Here is a 19,813-nt window from a genome sequence, read left to right on the forward strand (position 1 = left end):
TTTTTTGTTTGCACATCAAATTGTTTGAAGGAAAGGGGAGCCGGGAATGAACAAGAGTAGCAGATGACGGGAGGCTCACCTTGTGAAAATCAGAACAAAAATCATCCTGGCTTTTGGTGTTATATTGGCCGTCATGTTCGGCTCAGGCACTTATATGTATGTACAAACGTTGGCAATCAAGGCTTCTTACACAGAAATCATCGAAGAGGAAGAATTGCTGACAGACCTGCGTGAAATGCAGTTTGTCCTGACGGGTAGAAATAATGACGAACGCGCCTATTTGTTAACGGGTGATGAAGAGTTTCGGAATGAACTGAAGGAAAAGGCAGCCAAGGTGGACAGCCTGTTTGCTAAAATGAAGGATTCGCTCGGGACTTCTCACCATCGCGAAGATTTAGAGGAGGCCGAAAGATTATACAGATCCTATCTGGAGTCGAGCCATAAAGCAGTGGAGGCACTGGATAAAGGGCAACGTGAAGAAGCCATCTCCCATCACTTCGGTCTCGAACGTCAATCGAGAAAAGAAATGGATTCCGTTGTGAGTGAAATGGTAGAAGAGGTACGAAATGAAATCGACGCAGATCAACAAGAGATGGCTGATAGCGAAGGAATAGCGGCCATGATTCAGCTGTTTTTTAATGCGCTGGGAATTCTTGTAGCCATCGTGGTGGGTGGTCTTCTGGTTCGCTCGATTGTAGCTCCTCTCCATCGGGTGAACAAACAGCTTCATGCTATCGCAGAGGGAAAAGGAGATTTGACGCAGGAATTGACTGTCTTTTCAAAGGACGAGATCGGACAATTGGCGGGCTCATTCAACCAGATGCTAGCCAACCTGAGAGAGCTGATTTCACAGATTCGGGAGCATGCCCAACAGGTTGCAGCCGCGGCTGAACAACTGACGGCGAGCTCGAAACAGACGAGCCAGGCAACGGAACAGATTGCTGTCACGATTCAGGAAATGACAGAAGGAACCGACAGGCAATCTCAAAACGTGGAGGAGAGTCAGCAGGAGGTCGAGGAAATATCCGCAGGCATTGAAAAAATTGCGGCCCGTGCACAAAGCGTGTCTGCTGCGGCAGCTAGTACCTCCGAATTGGCGACAGAGGGGAATCGAACTATCCAGATGTCAGTTTCCCAGATGAACGGCATTGGAGAAACGATGGGGCAGCTGACTGCACTGGTGGGTGGTTTGGGAGCACGCTCCGAGCAAATCGGTCAAATCGTCGAGGTCATTACGCAAATTTCCGGTCAAACGAATCTGTTGGCACTGAATGCCGCCATTGAAGCGGCGAGGGCGGGCGAGCATGGAAGAGGCTTTGCTGTCGTTGCGGATGAAGTGCGAAAGCTGGCGGAGCAGGCATCTGCATCTGCGCAAGAAATCACCCAGCTGGTAGCGACTATCCAAAGGGAGACGAGCGAAGCGGTCCTGACCATGGAAAAAGGCTCTCAAGAAGTGACAGCTGGTATGGGTGGTGTCGCACAGGCAGGAGAAGCGTTCTCCCAAATTCGCGATGCTGTTGTGGGAGTGACCAACGAGATTCAAGAGGTATCGACCGCCGCGCATACGCTTACGGAAAGCACAGGCAAGGTCGGACAATCGATGCAGATGATCTCAACTTTGGCGCAATCGGCGGTCTCCCTCACCTTGGGAGTATCATCTGCGACAGAAGAACAGCTTGCCTCGATGGAGGAAATCCACTCCTCTGCTGAATCGCTTGCGAGCCTCGCAGATGATTTGGAAAAACTGCTCGGACATTTCAAGGTATAAAGCTATCGTCAGAAGATACACCCCTTAGAATCGACAGAATGATTCTGAGGGGTGTTTTTTCGTTTACGCCAATCGCCACAAAGCCAGTCTTCGATATACGAGAAAAATCACGAAATTCCCAACTGCCGCTGCCAAAAAGACAGCCCAAGGCCCGAGCGACAGGGTCACCCAACCAGAACCATATATCGAAAAGACCATCCCGAGCTTGAAGATGGAGCCTGTGATTCCGCTAATTCTCCCGATCATATGAGCAGGCGTGGTCTCCTGGCGAAAGGTCCAAATACAGACATTTTCAATCGTGCTGATCAGACCTATGAGAAACAGAGACAGACAGAGCATCCACGTACTTTGCGCGAACACCATGAGTAGATAGGAGCAGCCGAGCAGCAGGATGGTCATGCCCATGATGCGACCGATGGGATAGCGCCTCCGCAGATAGGCAACTACTGAGCTACCGAGAAGACCGCCAAGTCCAGCGACGGAAAGCACCAGCCCTAATGTGGAATTGTCCAGCTTCAGATGATCCTTGGCAAAGAAAATGATCATGGCGTCGTACATGCCCGAGGTCGCATTGAGAAAAATCACGAGTACCGTAATGTGCCATAACGGTCGATTGCCCAAGAGCTCCTTCCAGCCATTTCGCAGCTCCTGCCAAAAGCCGCCTTGGGAGGGGGCAGGCGCATCTGTACGATCCAAGAGCGATATGGCGATGAAGGCCAGTAAATAGGCAACACCTGTAATGAGCAAACCTGTGTGCAGCGTCGACAATAGCAAGATGAACCCGGTCATTGCAGGCCCCATAATTTCTATAAACGTGCTCATAAATGAAAAGCGAGCGTTGGCGGAGGTTAACAGAGGGGTAGGCACAACCAGCTTGATCATGCTGACACGCGCGTTATGAAAGCCGTAATTAAACGCCATCAGGAGAAAGCCGGCAACATAATAATGAATAACCTGTGCATGTCCTGATTCGGTCAGCCCGTATAACACAAACAGCAAGACCATCTGGCCCAAAACCATCCATTGCGACCAGCGTTTTTTGGAGAAGCGATCCACCCACACACCGATGAACATGGCAAGCAGCAGATTCGGCAAAAACTCAATACTTTTCATGGTCGTCATCGTGACAGGTGATTGTGTCATGTCATACAAAATGAGCGGCAAGGCCAGTTCGTACACCTTAGCTCCACACGCTAAAAAGGCAGACGTGAAAAAGAGGACGAGAAAGGGCCGATTCCGCCAGATCGACATGTTCTCGTGCGCTTCAAGCTTCGTGGCGGGTTTGTGATTGGGCACTGGCATGAAAAAACCTCCTTCTTCGATCTCATTGTAGCTAGAAAAAGGGGAAGAAAAAGGGTAGAGTGTTGGGTGAGTATCGCCCCCTTTTATGGTTAGACATCTACCGTTTACGTAGAAAGAGTGATCATCCCTATGCAAAGTGCCTACTATTACTTGCGCTTGCGTCAGCATTTTGTCTCTGCGGCAGAGGGTGAACAGCAGGAGGTTACGCTTGCCGAGCTGGCTCGGATTTTTTGTTGCTCGATTCGCAATACGAAGAAAGTCATCAAGCAAATGGAGGAGCAGAAGTGGATTGCGTGGAGCCCGGGAAGAGGACGAGGCAATGTCTCGCGGATTGTCTTGCTATACGGGATCGAGCAGATTGTTTTGCCCATTGCCAAAGAACATATACAAGATGGCGATTTGGAAGGAGCCATGGAGCTGCTCAATGATTTCGCGATCTCTTCCAAAGGAAGGGAGCGTTTTTTTGAATGGCTCTCCGGGCAGTTTGGCTTCATTCAAGAAGAAACTCACGAACGCAAGCTAGATACGCTCCGAATGTCCTTTTACCGGACGATTCCGGCGCTTGATCCTGCCTTTGTGAATAGGCGTACAGAGTCACATATGGTGAAGCAAATCTTTGATACTCTCATTCGCTATGACGAAAAAAATGGATACATTCATCCCGCATGTCGCCCATCATTGGGAAGTAAATGAGACCGGAATAGAATGGAGCTTTTATTTGCGAAAAGGAGTGTTCTTCCACCACGGACGTGAACTGACCGCGCATGATGTTGTCTGGACGCTAGAGAGAATTGCTGATCCGAAGACGGGTTCACCCTATCGCTGGATGCTGCAAGATGTAGAGAAAGTGACAGCAGAAAAAGAGACGATGGTAAAAATCTTGCTCAGGCGTCCCAATCAATTGCTGTTGTCCATTCTGGCATCGGATCGACTGTCGATCGTTCCAGGAGATGTTGTTGCGGAAAAGGGACAAGCATTTAGTCGCTTGCCTGTGGGCAGTGGACCATTTTCGCTGGTAACGAATGACTCCCAGATGTTTATTTTGGAGGCCGTCCCCACGTATTTTCTCGGGAGAGCTCATTTGGATCGGGTGGAGATTTGGGTTGTTCCCTCAAGCAGCCAGGATCTAGGCAACGAGGATTACTTTCGGAAACGTGGAGACGTCCACTTCCAAACGTTTTGGAATACACTCGGACCGATGGATCAATGGCAGGAGCTGCAAAACCTGGAGAGAGGCTGCACGTATCTCGCTTTTAACCTGAATCGTCCAGGACCGCAGCAAGCTCTCGCTTTCCGGCAAGCTCTGGATCGGCTCATTGTTCGTGAGAAAATGATCACAGAGCTGCGAGGCAATCGGTACGCGCCTGCCTACGGATTTTCACCTGAAAACAAGGACTCGTGCGGTGATGAAGCGGGCTTGGATTTCGAGGTCGATCGGAGCCTTGATTTGATCGATCATCGCGTGTATCAGGGGCAGACGTTGCGGTTGTTTACATATGAAGGAGCAGGCAACGAAAATAATGCGGATTGGCTTGCGCAGCATTTGGCGGAGTGTGGCATCCATGTTGAGGTGACCGTCCTGCCGATTGAGGAATTGAAGAGACCAGAGATTATCCAACAGGCGGATATGGTGATTGCTGGTGAGGTTTTTGATGAGCAGTGGGTGTTAGGCATGGTGGAGTTCTTCAAGTCCGACATTAGCTTTTCACGGCAGCTGTGGAGCCCTGCTTTGCGCGAGCGTATCGATCAGGAGCTGGACGCCTTGATGCTGGGGAAGGGAGAAACGGGGCAGCATCATCACTTACAGGAGGTTGAGAGACTGCTGCGTGACCAGTGCGCGATGTTGTTTTTGTACCATACACGTCAGCATTCTGCTTATAACTCAGCTTTATCTGGTGTTTCGTTGAATGCACTTGGTCTCGTCGATTACAAAAATATTTGGTTTCGGCAGTAATCACAGAAGATGAGTCTGTCACAGCGGCGTCAGTTACGCTATGATAAGGCTTGCACGTCAAAAGGCGGAGGGGAAAGTTATGAAACGATTCCGATTTGATCAGCAAGCAGGCAAAACGATTGACCGCTTCAATTCCGTCCATGCCACTATTTCTCGTGTCGTGCGCACACCCGAAGCAGTTACGATTGGATGTATCCATTTGGAGGCAGGCGGGGTTGTCGGCTATCATCCGGCTGTTTGTCCGCAGCTCTTTCTCGTGGTGAATGGAGAAGGCTGGGTACGCGCCGAGGGCACGGAGCGCATTCCTATACAGAGTGGGCAAGCAGCATTCTGGATAACAGGGGAGGATCATGAATCAGGGACGGAGACCGGAATGACAGCGATCGTAATCGAGGGAGAAGGACTTGACCCGGAGAGCTTCATGCCGTTATTGGAGACGTAACACCCCTAGGTATGATGGTATTTGTTTGCCATTCCACCAACTGTACATAAGCTCATAGACTACCCTAGAAAGATGGTGTGAAAGGCGAATGAATTGGAAAACACATATGGCACTCGGTGCCATCGCAGGATACTGTGCCTATCCCTCGTGGAAAGGGAGCGTCATTGGCGCAACGATGGCACTTGTGCCTGATATCGATCAAGCAAATAGCAAGCTCGGAAACTTGATGGGACCTGTGTCCAAAATGCTGCAAAAAGGATTCGGTCATCGGACGGTGACGCACTCCTGGGTCATTTTGTTCCTTCCGTTTCTGATATTCGGTGATTCTCCGGCTGCTATGGCGGCATTGTGGGGGATATTGTCCCATCTGATTAGCGATATGCTGGTGGGGCGCATTCAGTTATTGTGGCCGTTGCGATTTGGATGGCTCGGCATGCGGGTGTCCAAGTCGATGTACCGGACTGTGGATCGAATCGTGTTTTATGTAGCGATCATTTATATCGTGATCAGAGGTTATCAGTAAGAACAAGAAACCCCGTCTTTATCATAGACGGGGTTACTCGTTATGGCCGTATTCGCATCATGCCATTATTGCATGAACTGTTGTACGAGCTCTGCGTTGTCAGCCATGAATTTGTCAGCGTTTTGCATGACTTCTTGTTGTGCTTCCATCATTTGTTGGTCAGTTACAGTTGCGAAATTGATGGAGTTGTCAGCAGACATAGCTGGAATTTCCAGTGCTTTGCCGAATTCTGCTTTGGACTTCAGCTTGAAGCTAAAGCCTTTTGGCATATCTGGAGTAGGGTTCGAGAAGTTCACTTTTACCGTGCCGTCAGAATCTACACCATTGTCCGTCTTCGTCTCGTTCACGGTAACATTACCGGTGAGAGCAACGGGGTTGGAGGAATATTCGTCTGCCACAACGAGGGCAAAGTTATAGTTTCCGGTTTTTTTCTTGTCTTGCTTGGTTGTCTCGAAAGTAGTAGAGAGGTCCAGAATTGGCTGGTCGGTCTCTTTCGCCAGAATGCTGAACTTGCCCTTTGTCTTGTCTTTTTCTTCTGTCGTTCTGTACGTGAAGGACATTTCGCCACGTTGCAGATCAGACAGGTTGTGCAGGGAGTAGCGGTAGTACGTTTCTGCACCCTTATCGTAAGAAACACTGCTGTAGACCAGATGATCTTTTTGCTCCTTGCCATCGAACAAGAGCTTGCGGGACAAGATTTGATGGTCGCCGTCTACGAGCACGACCATTCTCAATTGGTCGGTAGATTTCGTGTCCGTATCTTGTGTGTCCTTGATGATGTCATCAAAGACTTGCTCGTAATTTTTCTTGAATTCTTCTTTGCTGATTTCTTCTACTTTGTAGCCACTGTCGAGCATCAGGGTAGCCACATTGTGGTAGCGGCTGTAGATCAGGTCAAACAGCTTTTGGTCTGCTTTTGCCTTCTCAGCGATTTGTTTCGCCAGAGCCATTCCTTCTTCGGCATTAAACGTAACGGTGATCTCCCGTGCATCTTCCTTGAGTCCTTCTTCGGAGAAGGAAACGTCTTTTTTGATGCTTACCTGGCTGTCTTTGATGCTGTCAGCATACATCATGGCATACGGAGTCATTACCGTTTTGAGTTCATCTTGGTTAAAATTGATCGCTTCATGTAAATCGCTATAGCTTACGAGGCGCTTCGGCAGTTCCTCGCCCAGCTTTGCCTTAAGTGCCTTTTGATCTTTCAAGTCCATATAAGCGTATTTAGAGTAGAACTCTGGCAGCTTGAAGCCCATTATGGAATCATGCATGAAGTACTCAAGAGTAGCCAGCTTCTTATCTTGTAGGTGAACTTCCAGGTTACCTGCTTGCTGTTTTTTCTGATCATCGATGTTGCTTTGTATCACGAGCTTCGTTTTGCCCAGCATATCGAGAAATTTTTGCGCTTGCGGGTCTGGGATCGTTGCATCTAGGGCAAGTTCACTTACCTCAGTTGTGGAGTGAACAGGCTTTTCCACGTATGGCTTCATGTAATCTTGGTATTCTCCATAAGCCTTGGATACGTCGCTGGAGAATTTCATCATGCTCTCTGCTTCCGCTTGCAGGTAAATCGTTTTTGCGCTCTTAAACAAATCGTACTTGGCATAGGCGGTCCCTAATCCACCCAGCACAACGACAGCCGCTGCCCCCGCGATCAACCATACTTTTTTCTTGCTTTTGCGCGGTGGGTTCACGTTTGTTGCAGTTTCCATCATTTCTCTCCCCTTTGTGCTCTCTCTCTTTGGTGAATACGATGTGCAAATGTATTGCGCACTCGATTTTGTATTGTACCATAAGGAGAATGAAGGGGAACGATTTCCAGTAAATTTCTTCAAAAAAGAGGAAGAAAGACCCAAAAGTTGCATTCTTCTTGCTTTTGTATTCATATAGAACAAAGGAAAAAACGACAGCAGGGGGGAGATCACCGTGGATTTTCGGGTGCTGCAAACGTTTATGGTGGCGGCCACGACAGAAAATTTTCACCAGACAGCAGAAGCGTTGTTCATTGCACAGCCGACTGTCAGCCAGCATATACGCCAATTGGAAAAGGAACTGGGTATCGAGCTGTTTGAACGGGTCGGAAAACGCGTTCGGCTGACGGCTGCGGGCAAGCGCTATTTGCCACATGCAAAAGGACTGATCGAACAGTGGCATAGCAGCATGGAGGACTTGCAGGCGTGGCGACAGGGCTATCGGGAGAAGCTTCAGCTGGCAGTTTCCCCGATTATTGCCCGCGCCCGGTTTTCCCATTTGCTGCATCGTTACACCAAGCTCTATCCCGATGTAGATATCTCGATAAAAATTGTCGACTCGGTGGAAATCGGTCCGCTTGTTCAAAGTGGACAGGCTGATTTGGGCTTGACCCGGATGGTTCCGGGAGAATTCCAGTTGTCTACATATCTTCTGTATGAAGATCCGGTTGTCTTTGCGGTTCCTCACAGCGGCGGAGATATGGAAGCACCCTTGCCTGATTGGGAGCAGGAAGTGCAAGCGAACCGTTTGCTGACCCACAATCATCCGGGCTATTGGGATGAATTGCTGCTGCTCCTGCGCCAGAGGGGCTTTTCCCTGCGGACGATGGCTGTATCGCAGGTAGACATTACGAAACGGTTTATTGAAGATGGCCTGGGTGTCTCCTTTTTGCCTCGGACAGCTGTCGATCGGGATTTGTTCGAGAACCGCTTTATCGAGCTGCCTACGCCCGGACTTGTTTTGCCAAAAGTCGCGTCCTACTTGCTCGTACCCAAATCAGGGATAAGCGAGCCCGCGCAGCACTTTGTTGAAATCTTGCGGTCTCTGTATCCGCCGATGCCGCTTGTCGTTCCAGGGGACGGACATAAAAGATAACAGCGCTGTAAGATTCTGTTCGGGTTGTATGCGGGTAGACGTGGCCTGATTGCTCAAATACGGGAGCATAAGCCATTATGGAGATGAATCGCTGTGACCACCCTGGTGATCAGTCTTCCTATCGCCATAGGGATCGTTTGGGCAAGTGGTGTCGTCTTTGGACCGAAGCTCGAACAGGTGAATGCGATTTTGGTTGATTTAAGCACGTTGCCCACGGCGTTATTCTTTATAGCCAGCTTGTTCTTGCTGTTGGATAGAGAGCTGGTTCGAAATTTCTCCAACCGTTTGCCTACACGGGACAGATGGGGTTAAGCGCTTTGACCGGGGGCCGATGGAAAAGCTGTGGCGCTTCCTGACGTATGGACGCAAAAAGAAGACGATTCCAGCGCCTGCTAATTGATTGTAAAAAGTGATCAAAACCCCGTTTTTCTTCTATTTCCCTTTATGATTTTTAATCGATATACTGGAGGGTAAAAGAGACGAAAATGGAGTGGTGATGATGACAAAACAACATCCTTTGGCAATTGGTTTGGATGGTATCGCCGTAGCAGAAACAGACCTTAGTTTGGTAGATGGAATTAATGGACTGTTGGTGTACCGCGGTCACTGGGCACGTGATTTGGCGATTCACCACACATTTGAGGAAGTGGCACACCTGCTCTGGTTCGGACATTTGCCAAGCGAGCAGGAGCTGACTGCTTTAAAAGATAAGCTCAAAGCAAACCGTGAGCTGCCGGAGCACGTAAAGGGAATTCTGAAGCTGATCCCGGCAGATGTAGATATGATGAGTGTGCTGCGTACAGGTGTTTCGGCGTTGGGCAGCTCCTCGCATGGCTTCCCGCCAACCATCGATGAGGTGATTTCGCTGGCTGCCAAGATGCCGACAATCGTCGCCTATCGCTTCGCTTGTTTGGAGGGCCGTGAGCCACTTGCACCGAATTCAGAGCTGGATCATACAGCGAACTATCTGTATATGCTCAAGGGAGAAAAGCCGAATGCGGCACATGTTCGCGCATTGGATGCCTACCTGATTTTGACGCAGGAGCATGGCATGAATGCCTCGACATTCTCCGGTCGTGTCGTCAGTTCTACCGAATCCGATCTGATTTCTTCCATTACGGCGGCAATCGGCACCCTGAAGGGTCCTTTGCACGGCGGTGCTCCATCTGAAGTGACGGAGATGATTGAGGCAATCGGCACGAAGGAAAATGCGGAGCCATGGCTGCGCAACAAGCTGGAGAATGGTGGACGACTGATGGGCTTCGGACACCGCGTCTATAAAACGGTTGATCCGCGTGCAACTGCGCTGCGCGTAGTCGCTTCCGAGCTGTCGTCCAACGATCCGTGGTTCGATCTGGCGACACATGTAGAAAAAGTAGGCTTGCAGCTGCTGGAAGAGTACAAACCAGGCCGCAAGCTAAATACAAACGTAGAGTTTTTTGCCGCAGCTGTCATGCGCGCGGTGGGATTGGACGATAATTTGTTCACACCGACATTTGCTGTCAGCCGTGTGGTTGGTTGGAGTGCGCATATTCTGGAGCAGGCAGGCAAAAACCGCATTATCCGCCCGCAATCCAATTACATTGGCACGATGCCAGAATAATCGAGAAGTGCCTTGTACAAAAGCTATCTGTTGCTGCAGATAGCTTTTTGCGCTTTGTCCAGAATGAAGAAGATGATAGTACCACCTAAATAAGAAGGAAAGGCTGTCGATATTATCGACAGCCTGAGAAGAGTTTTAAAAAACTTTATGCTTCTCCCTATCTTATTTCGATATTACTCACCTAGGTTAGTCAGCATCTTCATTAATTGCTTTCTGGGGTAAATAAGATAAGCAATATGAATAGAAAAAGAAATACTGTAGCCCATCTAGTATATGATCCAGCAGGTCCGGTTCCTAGTTGAACTACTGCTTGTGGAGGGTTATTTGCGGCGTTTAACAGAGCAAATGGGTCTGTCACATCAACATTTGGTATTCTTGGAGGAACTACATTTTGAAAAGCACCTGGGTTCAAAAATCCACCTTCATTTAAAGTCTCATTAGCAGCATCTACTAAAGCGAGAAACGAAGACTCTTGGTTGTTTTCACTTCTTATAAACTTTTCAAATCTTTTTCGTGTTTCCTTAAAATTTGCTTTTGTGTTTTTCTTTTTATTTGACATTATTGTGCATCTTCCTTTCATTTGTTGTCCTATAAAATATGTTTGAGAAAATAACTTGTACATTATGTAAACCTATATGAGGATTAGGGAAATATACAATTATAAAAGATTGTTGAAAAAGCCCTGGCTTTTAACGGGGTTTTTATCTACATTTCAACATATGAAAGGCTGTCGACTGTATCGATAGCCTGAGAGGATGAATTTTCGTTCTCTTTTCTTTTTTAACGATCGAGGTATGTGACCCGCACATTCTGGGATTGCAGAACAAGCTTACTTTTGGCATGATAATAAAAAAAAGTAAGGAGTGGAACGCATGGCTTTGTTGTCTACCCCGTTTCAATTCAAAGGACTTACCTTGAAAAATCGGATTGTCATGCCACCGATGTGCCAATACTCTGTGGATGCACACGATGGAACGCCAACGGACTGGCATTTTGTGCATTACGTTTCTCGTGCAGTAGGTGGAACAGGTCTGATCATCGTGGAAATGACAGATGTGGAGCCAGACGGCCGAATTTCCAACGGCGATTTGGGCTTGTGGTCTGACGAACAGATTCCTGCATATGCGCGGATCGTCTCCGAGGTTCGTAAATATGGGGCTAAAATCGGCATTCAGATCGCTCATGCGGGCCGCAAAGCGGAAGACGCGGAAGTGCCTGTATCTGCGTCCGCGATTGCTTTCCCAGGATCACGCTACAAAACACCACGGGCATTGACGACAGAAGAGGTCAAGCAAATGGTCGTCAAGTTCAAGGATTCGGCGAGACGTGCAGTGGAGGCTGGTTTTGATACCATCGAAATCCACGGTGCGCACGGATATTTGATTCACCAGTTCCACTCCCCTTTGACGAATCAGCGTGACGATGAATACGGGCGGGATAAAGCGCAGTTTGGCGTGGAAATTATTCAGGCGATCAAAGAGGTCATGCCAGCTGACATGCCGCTGATCATGCGTGTCTCTGCCGTAGAGTACGTGGATGGTGGATATGGGCTGGATTACAGCACGGAGCTGTGCCGCCGTTACAAGGAGGCGGGCGTAGACATTTTCCATCTGTCCAGCGGTGGGGAAGGACCGATTGGCTCAGGAGGCCGCCCGGGTATTCATCCTGGCTATCAGGTACCATTGGCTCGTGCGATTAAGCAGGCACTGGATGTACCTGTTATTGCAGTTGGCAACCTCGATGATCCAAAAGTGGCGGAAGCATCGATCGGCAATGGCGACACAGATCTGGTGGCAGTCGGACGCGGCATGCTGCGTGATCCTTATTGGGCACTCCATGCCATTCATGAGCTGTCGGCGGATGAGCTGCAACCACCGAAGCAATATGCAAGAGCGTTTTAATCGTAGCAGGAGAGCAAGTGGCTTCCTTTCGACTGTAGCAGTCGGAGGGGAGCCCTTTTGTATGGTGACTCCCTTGACACTTTTTGGCAGTCGTTTTATTATAAATGTCAGTCAGTACTGACAATCAATTCTGGGAATGAGGGTAACCATGAGCAGCAGCAAAAGCCATACAAGCAGCGAAAAACTGATGATAGCCGCAATCGATCTCATCGCGGAAAGAGGCTACAACGGTGTAACCACGCAAGAAATTGCCACAGCGGCAGGGCTGAGCGAGAAGACGTTGTTTCGTCACTTCGGCAGCAAGCGGAATTTGCTGGAGAGCGCCTTTGACCGTTTTCATTACACGGAAGGACTGACAAAGCTTTTCGCAGAGAAGCTTGTGTGGGATTTGCGCGAGGATTTGCTTTTAATCAGCCGATCGTATCACGAAATGATGAACCGCAATCGGAAAATGATTTTGATTAGCATCAAGGATGAGGCACATTTGCCTGGATTCCGCGAGCGCACCCAAAAGCATCCGCGACAGCTGATGGTACTGTTTACAGATTACTTCAAAGAGATGGGCAAAAAGGGCAAGATGATTCAAACAAATCCGGAGGCACAGGCGACAGCCTTCATGGTCATGAATTTCGGGGCGTTTTTGAACGATCTGGATGGCACTAGCAATTTTTCAGGGGTTTCGCTGGAGGCATTTATCGAAGAGAGTGTAGAGGTTTTCGCTAGGGGTTTGACTCCCTAGTTTTTTTACCAACCAAATGTCAGTCGGTACTGACAGTCAAATTACGAATAGCAAAGTGAAGGGGAAGATGCGGCATGGAAGCTACAAAAACGCAGCAAAACAGGGAAATATTAATCCGGATTTTGATGTTTACCTTGGTTATTTCCTCCATGAGTGCTTTGGTTTTTAACATTGCACTCCCCGAAATTAGCAAGGAGTTTGGTTTGAGCATCGCGCAGGTGAGCTGGCTATCGACCGCGTATGGATTGTTATACGCGATCGGAACCGTGACGTATGGCAAGCTGGCGGATCGATACAAGCTCAAGAATTTGTTGACGTTTGGACTCTTGGTGTTTACGGCGGGCTCTTTTTTCGGTTTGGTCTCCGATTCCTTTGCGATGGCCCTCTTCGGAAGATGCTTGCAGGCAGTAGGGGCGGCTGTCATTCCGGCTACTGCGATGCTCATTCCTTTGCGATACTTCCCGCCTGAGCGCAGGGGTTCTGTTTTAGGAAGAACGGCAGTAGGATTGGCTCTTGGCGGTGCACTCGGTCCTGTGGTCGCGGCGTTAATCGTCAGCTTTGCCCATTGGCGCTGGCTGTTTTCTATACCACTCCTGATCTTGCTTACATTGCCGTTATACCGCAAATATTTGGAGGATGAGGAGATCACGTCTGGTGGGAAGTTTGATTGGGTGGGCGGCTCTTTACTCGCGATCAGCGTGACTTCACTACTTTTGGGAGTGACGAATGGATCGTGGTGGTCTGCATTGGGCAGTTTGGTTACTTTGCTCCTGTTCATCGTACGAATTCGTTCGGTAGCCGATCCGTTTGTACAGCCGAAGGTTTTTGCCAACAAGCAGTATACAGTCGGGATTCTCATGGCATTTCTCATAAATGGAATGGGGATATCGCTTTATTATCTCAGTCCGCTGCTCTTGGCTCAGGTGCAGCAGCTATCGACGAGCTGGATCGGGTTTGTTATGGTTCCAGCGGCCATCGCTTCGGCATTGCTCGGACGCGTGGGAGGAAAGCTCGCAGACCGGCGTGGGAATGCTTTTCTGTATTTCGTTGCGTCTGGCTTACTGTTTGCCTGCTTTGGCCTGCTGTCCACTTTCACAAGCATTTCGGTTGTAGGCATTTCACTCTTTTTGATCCTGGGCAATATAGGGCAGTCCTTCATGCAAATCTCGATGGCGAATTCGATCTCCCGAACGTTGACCAAGGAGCAGGCAGGAGTAGGGATGGGGATATTTTCGATGCTGAGCTTCATTTCCATGGGGGTCGCCTCTGCTGTATACAGCAAGGTTATCGATCTTGGCGCGACAACCAATTGGAACCCGGTGAATCCGTACGCGAGCGGCTTTATTTACAGCAATATTTATTTGATCATGGCCATCTTGCACGTACTTCTTTTGGTATTCTACTATTTTCAGTTCGGTATGGCGAAGAAGCCGAGCCTTCAGGCGGAGCGTTGATCGTTGATCGTCGTTCATTCATGCTTAATAAAATATGTGGTAGACTAAAACAAAAAAGGAAGGAGGTGCCTGTTCGTTGCGAGAGCTTTCTACCCTTCGTTTTACCGATGAAGAATCTTTGTTCATCCAAATCTATCACTTTTTAAAAGACGAAATATTGTGTAACCATATCGCGTATGAAGAATTTCTCCCCTCGATAAGAAGCTGTGCCCAGTCTCTTTCGGTCAGCAAAAACACCGTGGAAGTCGCCTATCAGCTGCTGGTATCGGAAGGCTACATCAGCAGCATTCCGAAAAAAGGGTATCAGGTGACGTACAAAGCAGGACCTTCTTCCGAGCGTCATCCAGCCGATGTGGGAGAGCCTATTGTCCCGGACATCCGCTATGATTTTCGTTACGGCAATATTGAGCTGGGCGCATTCCCGTTTCATTCGTGGAATAAGCTGCGCAACAAGCTCATCGCCATCCATCAGCACACGTATATGGTGGAAGGGCTGCCACAGGGCGAATACGTCTTGCGCAAGGAACTCTCCAAATTGCTCCATGAGACGAGAGGAGTCGTCTGTACACCAGAGCAGATCATTATCGGAGCCACGCCGCAGCAGTTGGTGTCCATTGTCGTTCAGCTTTTGGACAGAGAGAAGCATGTCATTGGAGTAGAAAATCCGGGCTATGACGGCGCAAGAAACACATTTCTCAATGGTGGCTATCACGTACACGGCATTTCCTTGGACTCGGAGGGCGTTTCGGTAGAAGATTTGTGTAAAAGCGGGGCAAACATCATGTACGTGAGCCCTTCCCAGCAATTCCTTAACAAAATGACGATGCCTCTGGCGAAAAGAAATGAGTTGACCTTGTGGGCACACTCTCAACCTCATGCTTATTTGGTGGAAGATGATTACGAATGGGAGTTCAAATATCAAGAGAGCTACATCCCATCCATTCAGAGCCTGTCACCCCAAAAAGTTGTCTATATTGGGAGGCTTTCCAAAGCGTTGTTGCCGCACGTAAACGTCAGTTATCTCGTCCTTCCCTACGAGCTGTTATCGCGTTTTCACCAGCGCATGTCTGAATACGATCAGCCGGTTTCCAGATTGGATCAGCTGACCGTAACCGCTTATTTGACGGATGGTTACTGGCACAGACACGTGCAGCACATGCGAAAAAACTACGCTGACAAGCGGGAGGCATTTCTACAGGCAATCGCTCGTTACATGGATGGCCGTGTAGAAGTAGAGGGGAAGGATACGGGACTGCATGTCTTTTTGACCGTGAAAAAGCAGGGGACCGAGGCGGAGCTCATGGAGCGTGCATTGGCTCATGGCGTAAAAGTTTACGGAACGACGCGATACTGGCTGCATGACACGAGAGAGCATCCAATCGTATTGCTCGGGTATGGTGCCTTGACTCACGAGGAAATTCACGAGGGCATTCGATTGTTGGCAGAAGCCTGGTTTTCCTGACGTGATGTTCTTCTGTCCCACTCATCTTGAACGATCTGTCCCTTTGGTACCTGGCTGCTATCCCTTACGATGGACAGGACAGCGACAGAAAAGGTGGGGGAAAAATGAAGTTCATTTTCGATCTGGATGGGACGATCTGCTTCAAAGGTCAGCCGATCTCAACGAACATTTTGGATTGCCTGCTTGCACTTGAACAAGCGGGACATAGCGTAGGATTCGCCTCTGCCAGACCATACCGTGATATGCTGCCCGTTCTTGATGAGCGGTTTGCCAATCATCTCCTCATCGGCGCGAATGGTGCGATGACACATCACCAAGGGAGCTTGCAGGGCTACGTGCCGATCCCGGATCGCTTGGCGAGTGAAATTATTAGTATCCTGAATGATTACCGCGCGCAGTTTTTCATCGATGATACGTGGAATTACGCGCATAATTGTGCCGCTACCCATCCTTTTTTGAGCCAGATCGATCCGAAGCGGTCAGCCAGTCGTGTAGACGTGGATCAGTTGAATGCGGTTCTGAAAATCTTGATTTTATCATGTGATCGCTATGAAGAACTGGTGGCGAGAATCAAGGAACTCGACGTCACTTTGCATTATCATTCGGCAGAGGGCATTCTCGATTTGACTTATCGAGGTGTAAACAAATGGACTGCTCTGCATCGGTTCGGTGCTGCAGAGGAGCCTTTCATCTGCTTTGGCAATGACATGAATGATCTGCCCCTGTTTGAAAGGGCACATCATTCTGTATTGATTGGCGAAAATGAACCGTTGCTTCCCTTCGCAAAAGAAAAAATCTCCCTAGATGATCAGGTGGAAGCATCCATTATCGCGAAGTTACAGGAGCTGGGTGCGGCGTATGAACTCGCTCGTCCTTAAACTTTTTGGGGAGGCTAACAAACGATGAATCAATCGGTGGAAAAGAGACATCAGGCGCTGCGCGAAGCAGAGACCAAAGCGGAGTTTTTATTTGCGACAATCGAAGAAAAGGGCATCATCCGCAGCGGCGTGACGGAAAAAGATATCAACAAAGAGATTTACGAGCTGGCCTTTCAATTGTTCGGAATCAAGAAATACTGGCATAAGCGAATTGTACGAGCGGGAAGAAACACGCTGTATCCGTACAGAGAAAATCCACCGAATCTGACTGTCTCTCCCGAGGATATCGTTTTTCTCGATTTCGGGCCGATTTTTGAGGACTGGGAGGCTGATCTTGGTCGGACGTACGTTCTCGGAAATGATCCGGTAAAATGCAAGCTGCGCGACGATATTGAAAAAGCGTGGGATGAGGGCAAGGCGTACTTTTTGTCCAAGCCAGATATTACAAGCAGCGAGCTGTTTTTCTACATGTGCGAGCTCGCCAAAGCATATGGCTGGGAGTACGGTGGACCGCACGCGGGGCATCTCATCGGTGAGTTCCCGCATGAAAAGATTCAGGGGGATGATATCGACAACTATATTCACCCCGACAACCACAAGCCGATGAGGGAGCCTGATCAACAGGGGCGGCCGCGCGATTGGATCCTGGAGGTTCATTTTATTGATCGGGAACGGGAGATTGGGGGATTTGTGGAGAAGCTGTTGACGGTGGAGTAAGGATAGCTCTCATTGAGCTGAGACAATTACTTTGAAAATTGTTTCATTCGGTTTGTTAAGCTAGCTTGTCCACGCAAGATTAAGAGTAACAACAAACAACTGCCGATCAGTGCAACTTCGATCATCCGCCACGCCTCCTTTTTCATAAATTGCGGGAGATTCCGATGGTTCGTCGGAGTCTCTTCTTTTTGATCTTTTTCACTAGCATCTCGCCCAACATGATGGAGAATGACTGATTTTCTGCGCCAATACATTCAAGTATTTCTTTTTGCATTTGTGTACCCCTTGTCGGGTCATATTTAGCTGCTTGGCTACCTCTTCCTCCGTGAATCCTTTATCACAATACTCTTAATGATGAATCGGGGTTTTTCGGGAATTTGCATGAGTAACTCCTGCACGTATATGCTCGAGTCTAGGGAATTCATTGAGTTTTCGCCAAATACCTCATCAATCATAGTGGTTTCCCGATTATATCGAGTTTTAGCAGCGTATTGCATCCTCCAAGCAATTCGTTTAAGGACTCTTCTACAACGCTCTTTCATCATTTCATCTTCCACTAAAATCACCTGCCATAATGTTTTTGCACTTCCAAATGAAACGGCCTCACATTCCCCCTGGAATTTCTCGACCCTCATATATATAGGAAAATAACGGGTGCAAAAAGAAACCATAAATTGAAAAAATTACTATTTTTCTTTATACTCGAGACGGGCATGACGTTTAAGGGAGGGATTACATGTGAAAAAAAACTTGATGATTCCGATTGTTTGTTTCGTGGGTTTAGTTGCAGGGTGTTCACAGTCAAGTCAACTATCACAGGAACCTGCTTCGCAGCAGCAACAAATGGTTAAGCAAGAGGTTCCTCAAGGCTTTGTACCATTGACATTGACGGAAGAAAATAAAACGAAAATAATGGCTGATGCGAAGGAAATTGGTATACAGGATATCTATGTACCTCTATTTGTTAGAGAGGGTTTATCCTTACAGGAAATTTCCAGTAGCGAGCAGACAAAACAAATTTCTCTCCTATTCGAAAATGAACAGGGTGATCAAAGACTAGAGATTAGTTTATCCCCTCAAAAAGTTTTACTTGGGGGTGCCCTTATTCAACTGCAAGAAATCAAACTCGATAACGGTACTCCTGCAAAATGGATGTCCTTCTCTAATCATAAGGACAATGTGGAGGCTGCCGTTGCAGAACTATATTTTCAATTAAAAAGCACCCATGTAGCTGTGAGTGATGACTCCAACCAATTTAATAAGGAAGTAGAACAAATGGCTTCTACTCTCCAACTTCTAAAAAAATAGTGTAAAAAGATGGTTTCTATTTCTCCTGTTTTTTTTTCCTAGATAGGTGAAGGCGAACTCACGGAGAAGCGTTTGCAGACTTCTTGCAAGGAAAGCGTTACTCCAAATTAATTGATTACCTGAAGGGGACAAATAATCCTAAGTCATAAAAATGTGCACGTTATATTGCTGATGCAGGTTACGGCGGTACCAATCATGACAAATACTACGATGAAGTTATTGACTACCTGGAATCCGTTCGTAAGCGTCTCTAACCTGTTATCCAAAAACAAGAAGCACCTCAAAACGGGTGCTTCTTGTTTTTTACAGGCCTCTACTTAAATTGAGTTCTAAATCAATTTGCTTTTTTAACCATATTCCATACTCTTCCACTTGATAAATTTTCCATTCCTTTAGTTTTTGTGGGTTTTGAACGCCAACAAAGGCATCATTAGGAACGGTAGGTTCTAAGAAAAGCACGATGTCCTTTCTCGGGAATTCGTTGACCCCAACTTCTGGAATAAAAGGCTCTCTGACCAATCGAATATACGTATGGTCTTGCGTGCTTTCTCCCTCATCTTGACTTCCTTGGAGATAAGGTTGGCTCTCTTGTAAAAAAGGTAGCTCCTTCTCATCTTTTGTGCCTATCAGCTTGCCATCCCTCCGATAAGCAACGGTGTACAAATCCATCGAGTTTTCGAGAAGCCCATCGCATATAAGGGAACTGTCCGAGACAAATATTTCCTTTCCTCTCTGGATGATGATTTTGCTTACTTCTGGATGGTTTTTTGGAGCCTCGGAATCAACAATCGGGGTGTTTTGATGGTGGATTTCTTGACCTTGAGTGCCAACTCCGCATCCGGATAATAATCCAATACAAACAGCACTAAACAATAGCCTTTTCATATGACCTCCATCAGCATATTTGGTGGTAGAAAT

19 protein-coding genes are annotated in these 19,813 nt (G+C 48.0%); 15 read left to right on the plus strand and 4 right to left on the minus strand.

From position 1 onward, the window contains the following. The first annotated feature begins 82 nt into the window (after positions 1-82). Positions 83-1,768, plus strand: a complete 1,686-nt coding sequence (locus AB1L17_RS26570) for a methyl-accepting chemotaxis protein (RefSeq protein ID WP_412847959.1) — start codon at positions 83-85, stop codon at positions 1,766-1,768. 63 nt (positions 1,769-1,831) lie between these two features. Here the strand turns inward: AB1L17_RS26570 and AB1L17_RS26575 are convergent, their stop codons facing one another. Continuing rightward, entirely contained in the window at positions 1,832-3,070 is a 1,239-nt protein-coding gene (locus AB1L17_RS26575; protein ID WP_412847960.1) for an MFS transporter, read from the minus strand. 129 nt (positions 3,071-3,199) lie between these two features. On the opposite strand from AB1L17_RS26575, the gene AB1L17_RS26580 reads away from it, so the two are divergent. The 4 genes from AB1L17_RS26580 (at position 3,200) to AB1L17_RS26595 (ending at position 5,989) form a co-directional block, all read left to right on the plus strand. After that, positions 3,200-3,763: an SgrR family transcriptional regulator gene (locus AB1L17_RS26580; RefSeq protein ID WP_412847961.1), complete on the plus strand. Its 564-nt coding sequence runs from the start codon at positions 3,200-3,202 to the stop codon at positions 3,761-3,763. Continuing rightward, a complete protein-coding gene (locus tag AB1L17_RS26585) occupies positions 3,717-5,024 on the plus strand; it encodes an ABC transporter substrate-binding protein (RefSeq protein WP_412847962.1) in 1,308 nt (435 codons plus the stop codon). The genes AB1L17_RS26580 and AB1L17_RS26585 overlap by 47 nt, the downstream gene beginning before the upstream one ends. A gap of 79 nt (positions 5,025-5,103) precedes the next feature. Beyond that, on the plus strand, positions 5,104-5,466 hold the full coding sequence (locus tag AB1L17_RS26590; RefSeq protein ID WP_412847963.1) for a cupin: 363 nt from the start codon (positions 5,104-5,106) through the stop codon (positions 5,464-5,466). An 88-nt stretch (positions 5,467-5,554) separates the two neighbouring features. Further along, positions 5,555-5,989: a metal-dependent hydrolase gene (locus AB1L17_RS26595; RefSeq protein ID WP_412847964.1), complete on the plus strand. Its 435-nt coding sequence runs from the start codon at positions 5,555-5,557 to the stop codon at positions 5,987-5,989. Between the two features lie 65 nt (positions 5,990-6,054). Here AB1L17_RS26595 and AB1L17_RS26600 read toward each other — a convergent pair whose 3' ends face one another. Continuing rightward, the gene (locus AB1L17_RS26600; RefSeq protein ID WP_412847965.1) at positions 6,055-7,701 is read right to left on the minus strand and encodes a hypothetical protein; all 1,647 of its coding nucleotides are present in this window, start codon (positions 7,699-7,701) and stop codon (positions 6,055-6,057) included. A 211-nt stretch (positions 7,702-7,912) separates the two neighbouring features. Between AB1L17_RS26600 and AB1L17_RS26605 the strand changes: the two genes are divergently transcribed. The 3 genes from AB1L17_RS26605 to AB1L17_RS26615 all read left to right on the plus strand — a co-directional run bounded on the left by AB1L17_RS26605 (position 7,913) and on the right by AB1L17_RS26615 (position 10,436). After that, positions 7,913-8,833, plus strand: a complete 921-nt coding sequence (locus tag AB1L17_RS26605; RefSeq protein ID WP_412847966.1) for a LysR family transcriptional regulator — start codon at positions 7,913-7,915, stop codon at positions 8,831-8,833. 93 nt (positions 8,834-8,926) lie between these two features. Next, entirely contained in the window at positions 8,927-9,145 is a 219-nt protein-coding gene (locus AB1L17_RS26610) for a hypothetical protein (RefSeq protein ID WP_412847967.1), read from the plus strand. Between the two features lie 187 nt (positions 9,146-9,332). Further along, positions 9,333-10,436: a citrate/2-methylcitrate synthase gene (locus AB1L17_RS26615; protein ID WP_412847968.1), complete on the plus strand. Its 1,104-nt coding sequence runs from the start codon at positions 9,333-9,335 to the stop codon at positions 10,434-10,436. Between the two features lie 202 nt (positions 10,437-10,638). Here the strand turns inward: AB1L17_RS26615 and AB1L17_RS26620 are convergent, their stop codons facing one another. Beyond that, a complete protein-coding gene (locus tag AB1L17_RS26620; RefSeq protein WP_412847969.1) occupies positions 10,639-10,995 on the minus strand; it encodes a hypothetical protein in 357 nt (118 codons plus the stop codon). Positions 10,996-11,308: 313 nt separating this feature from the next. On the opposite strand from AB1L17_RS26620, the gene AB1L17_RS26625 reads away from it, so the two are divergent. From AB1L17_RS26625 to AB1L17_RS26655, 7 genes are all read left to right on the plus strand, one after another. Continuing rightward, entirely contained in the window at positions 11,309-12,337 is a 1,029-nt protein-coding gene (locus AB1L17_RS26625; protein WP_412847970.1) for an NADH:flavin oxidoreductase/NADH oxidase, read from the plus strand. Positions 12,338-12,485: 148 nt separating this feature from the next. After that, positions 12,486-13,076 carry a TetR/AcrR family transcriptional regulator gene (locus tag AB1L17_RS26630; RefSeq protein ID WP_412847971.1) on the plus strand — a complete coding sequence of 197 codons (591 nt, stop codon included), beginning with the start codon at positions 12,486-12,488 and terminating at the stop codon, positions 13,074-13,076. A 74-nt stretch (positions 13,077-13,150) separates the two neighbouring features. After that, positions 13,151-14,530 (plus strand): MFS transporter, encoded by a 1,380-nt coding sequence (locus AB1L17_RS26635; RefSeq protein WP_412847972.1) that lies wholly within the window; start codon positions 13,151-13,153, stop codon positions 14,528-14,530. A 76-nt stretch (positions 14,531-14,606) separates the two neighbouring features. Beyond that, on the plus strand, positions 14,607-15,992 hold the full coding sequence (pdxR, locus tag AB1L17_RS26640) for a MocR-like pyridoxine biosynthesis transcription factor PdxR (protein WP_412847973.1): 1,386 nt from the start codon (positions 14,607-14,609) through the stop codon (positions 15,990-15,992). Between the two features lie 104 nt (positions 15,993-16,096). Beyond that, positions 16,097-16,870: an HAD-IIB family hydrolase gene (locus AB1L17_RS26645; protein ID WP_412847974.1), complete on the plus strand. Its 774-nt coding sequence runs from the start codon at positions 16,097-16,099 to the stop codon at positions 16,868-16,870. A 24-nt stretch (positions 16,871-16,894) separates the two neighbouring features. Continuing rightward, positions 16,895-17,587, plus strand: coding sequence for a M24 family metallopeptidase (locus tag AB1L17_RS26650; protein WP_412847975.1), 693 nt, complete (start codon positions 16,895-16,897; stop codon positions 17,585-17,587). Between the two features lie 738 nt (positions 17,588-18,325). After that, positions 18,326-18,895: a hypothetical protein gene (locus AB1L17_RS26655; protein WP_412847976.1), complete on the plus strand. Its 570-nt coding sequence runs from the start codon at positions 18,326-18,328 to the stop codon at positions 18,893-18,895. A gap of 303 nt (positions 18,896-19,198) precedes the next feature. Here AB1L17_RS26655 and AB1L17_RS26660 read toward each other — a convergent pair whose 3' ends face one another. Beyond that, entirely contained in the window at positions 19,199-19,780 is a 582-nt protein-coding gene (locus tag AB1L17_RS26660; RefSeq protein WP_412847977.1) for a hypothetical protein, read from the minus strand. Between the last annotated feature and the right edge of the window lie 33 nt (positions 19,781-19,813).

The sequence above is a fragment of the Brevibacillus jepli genome (genome assembly GCF_047229145.1).
Classification (GTDB): Bacteria; Bacillota; Bacilli; order Brevibacillales; family Brevibacillaceae; genus Brevibacillus.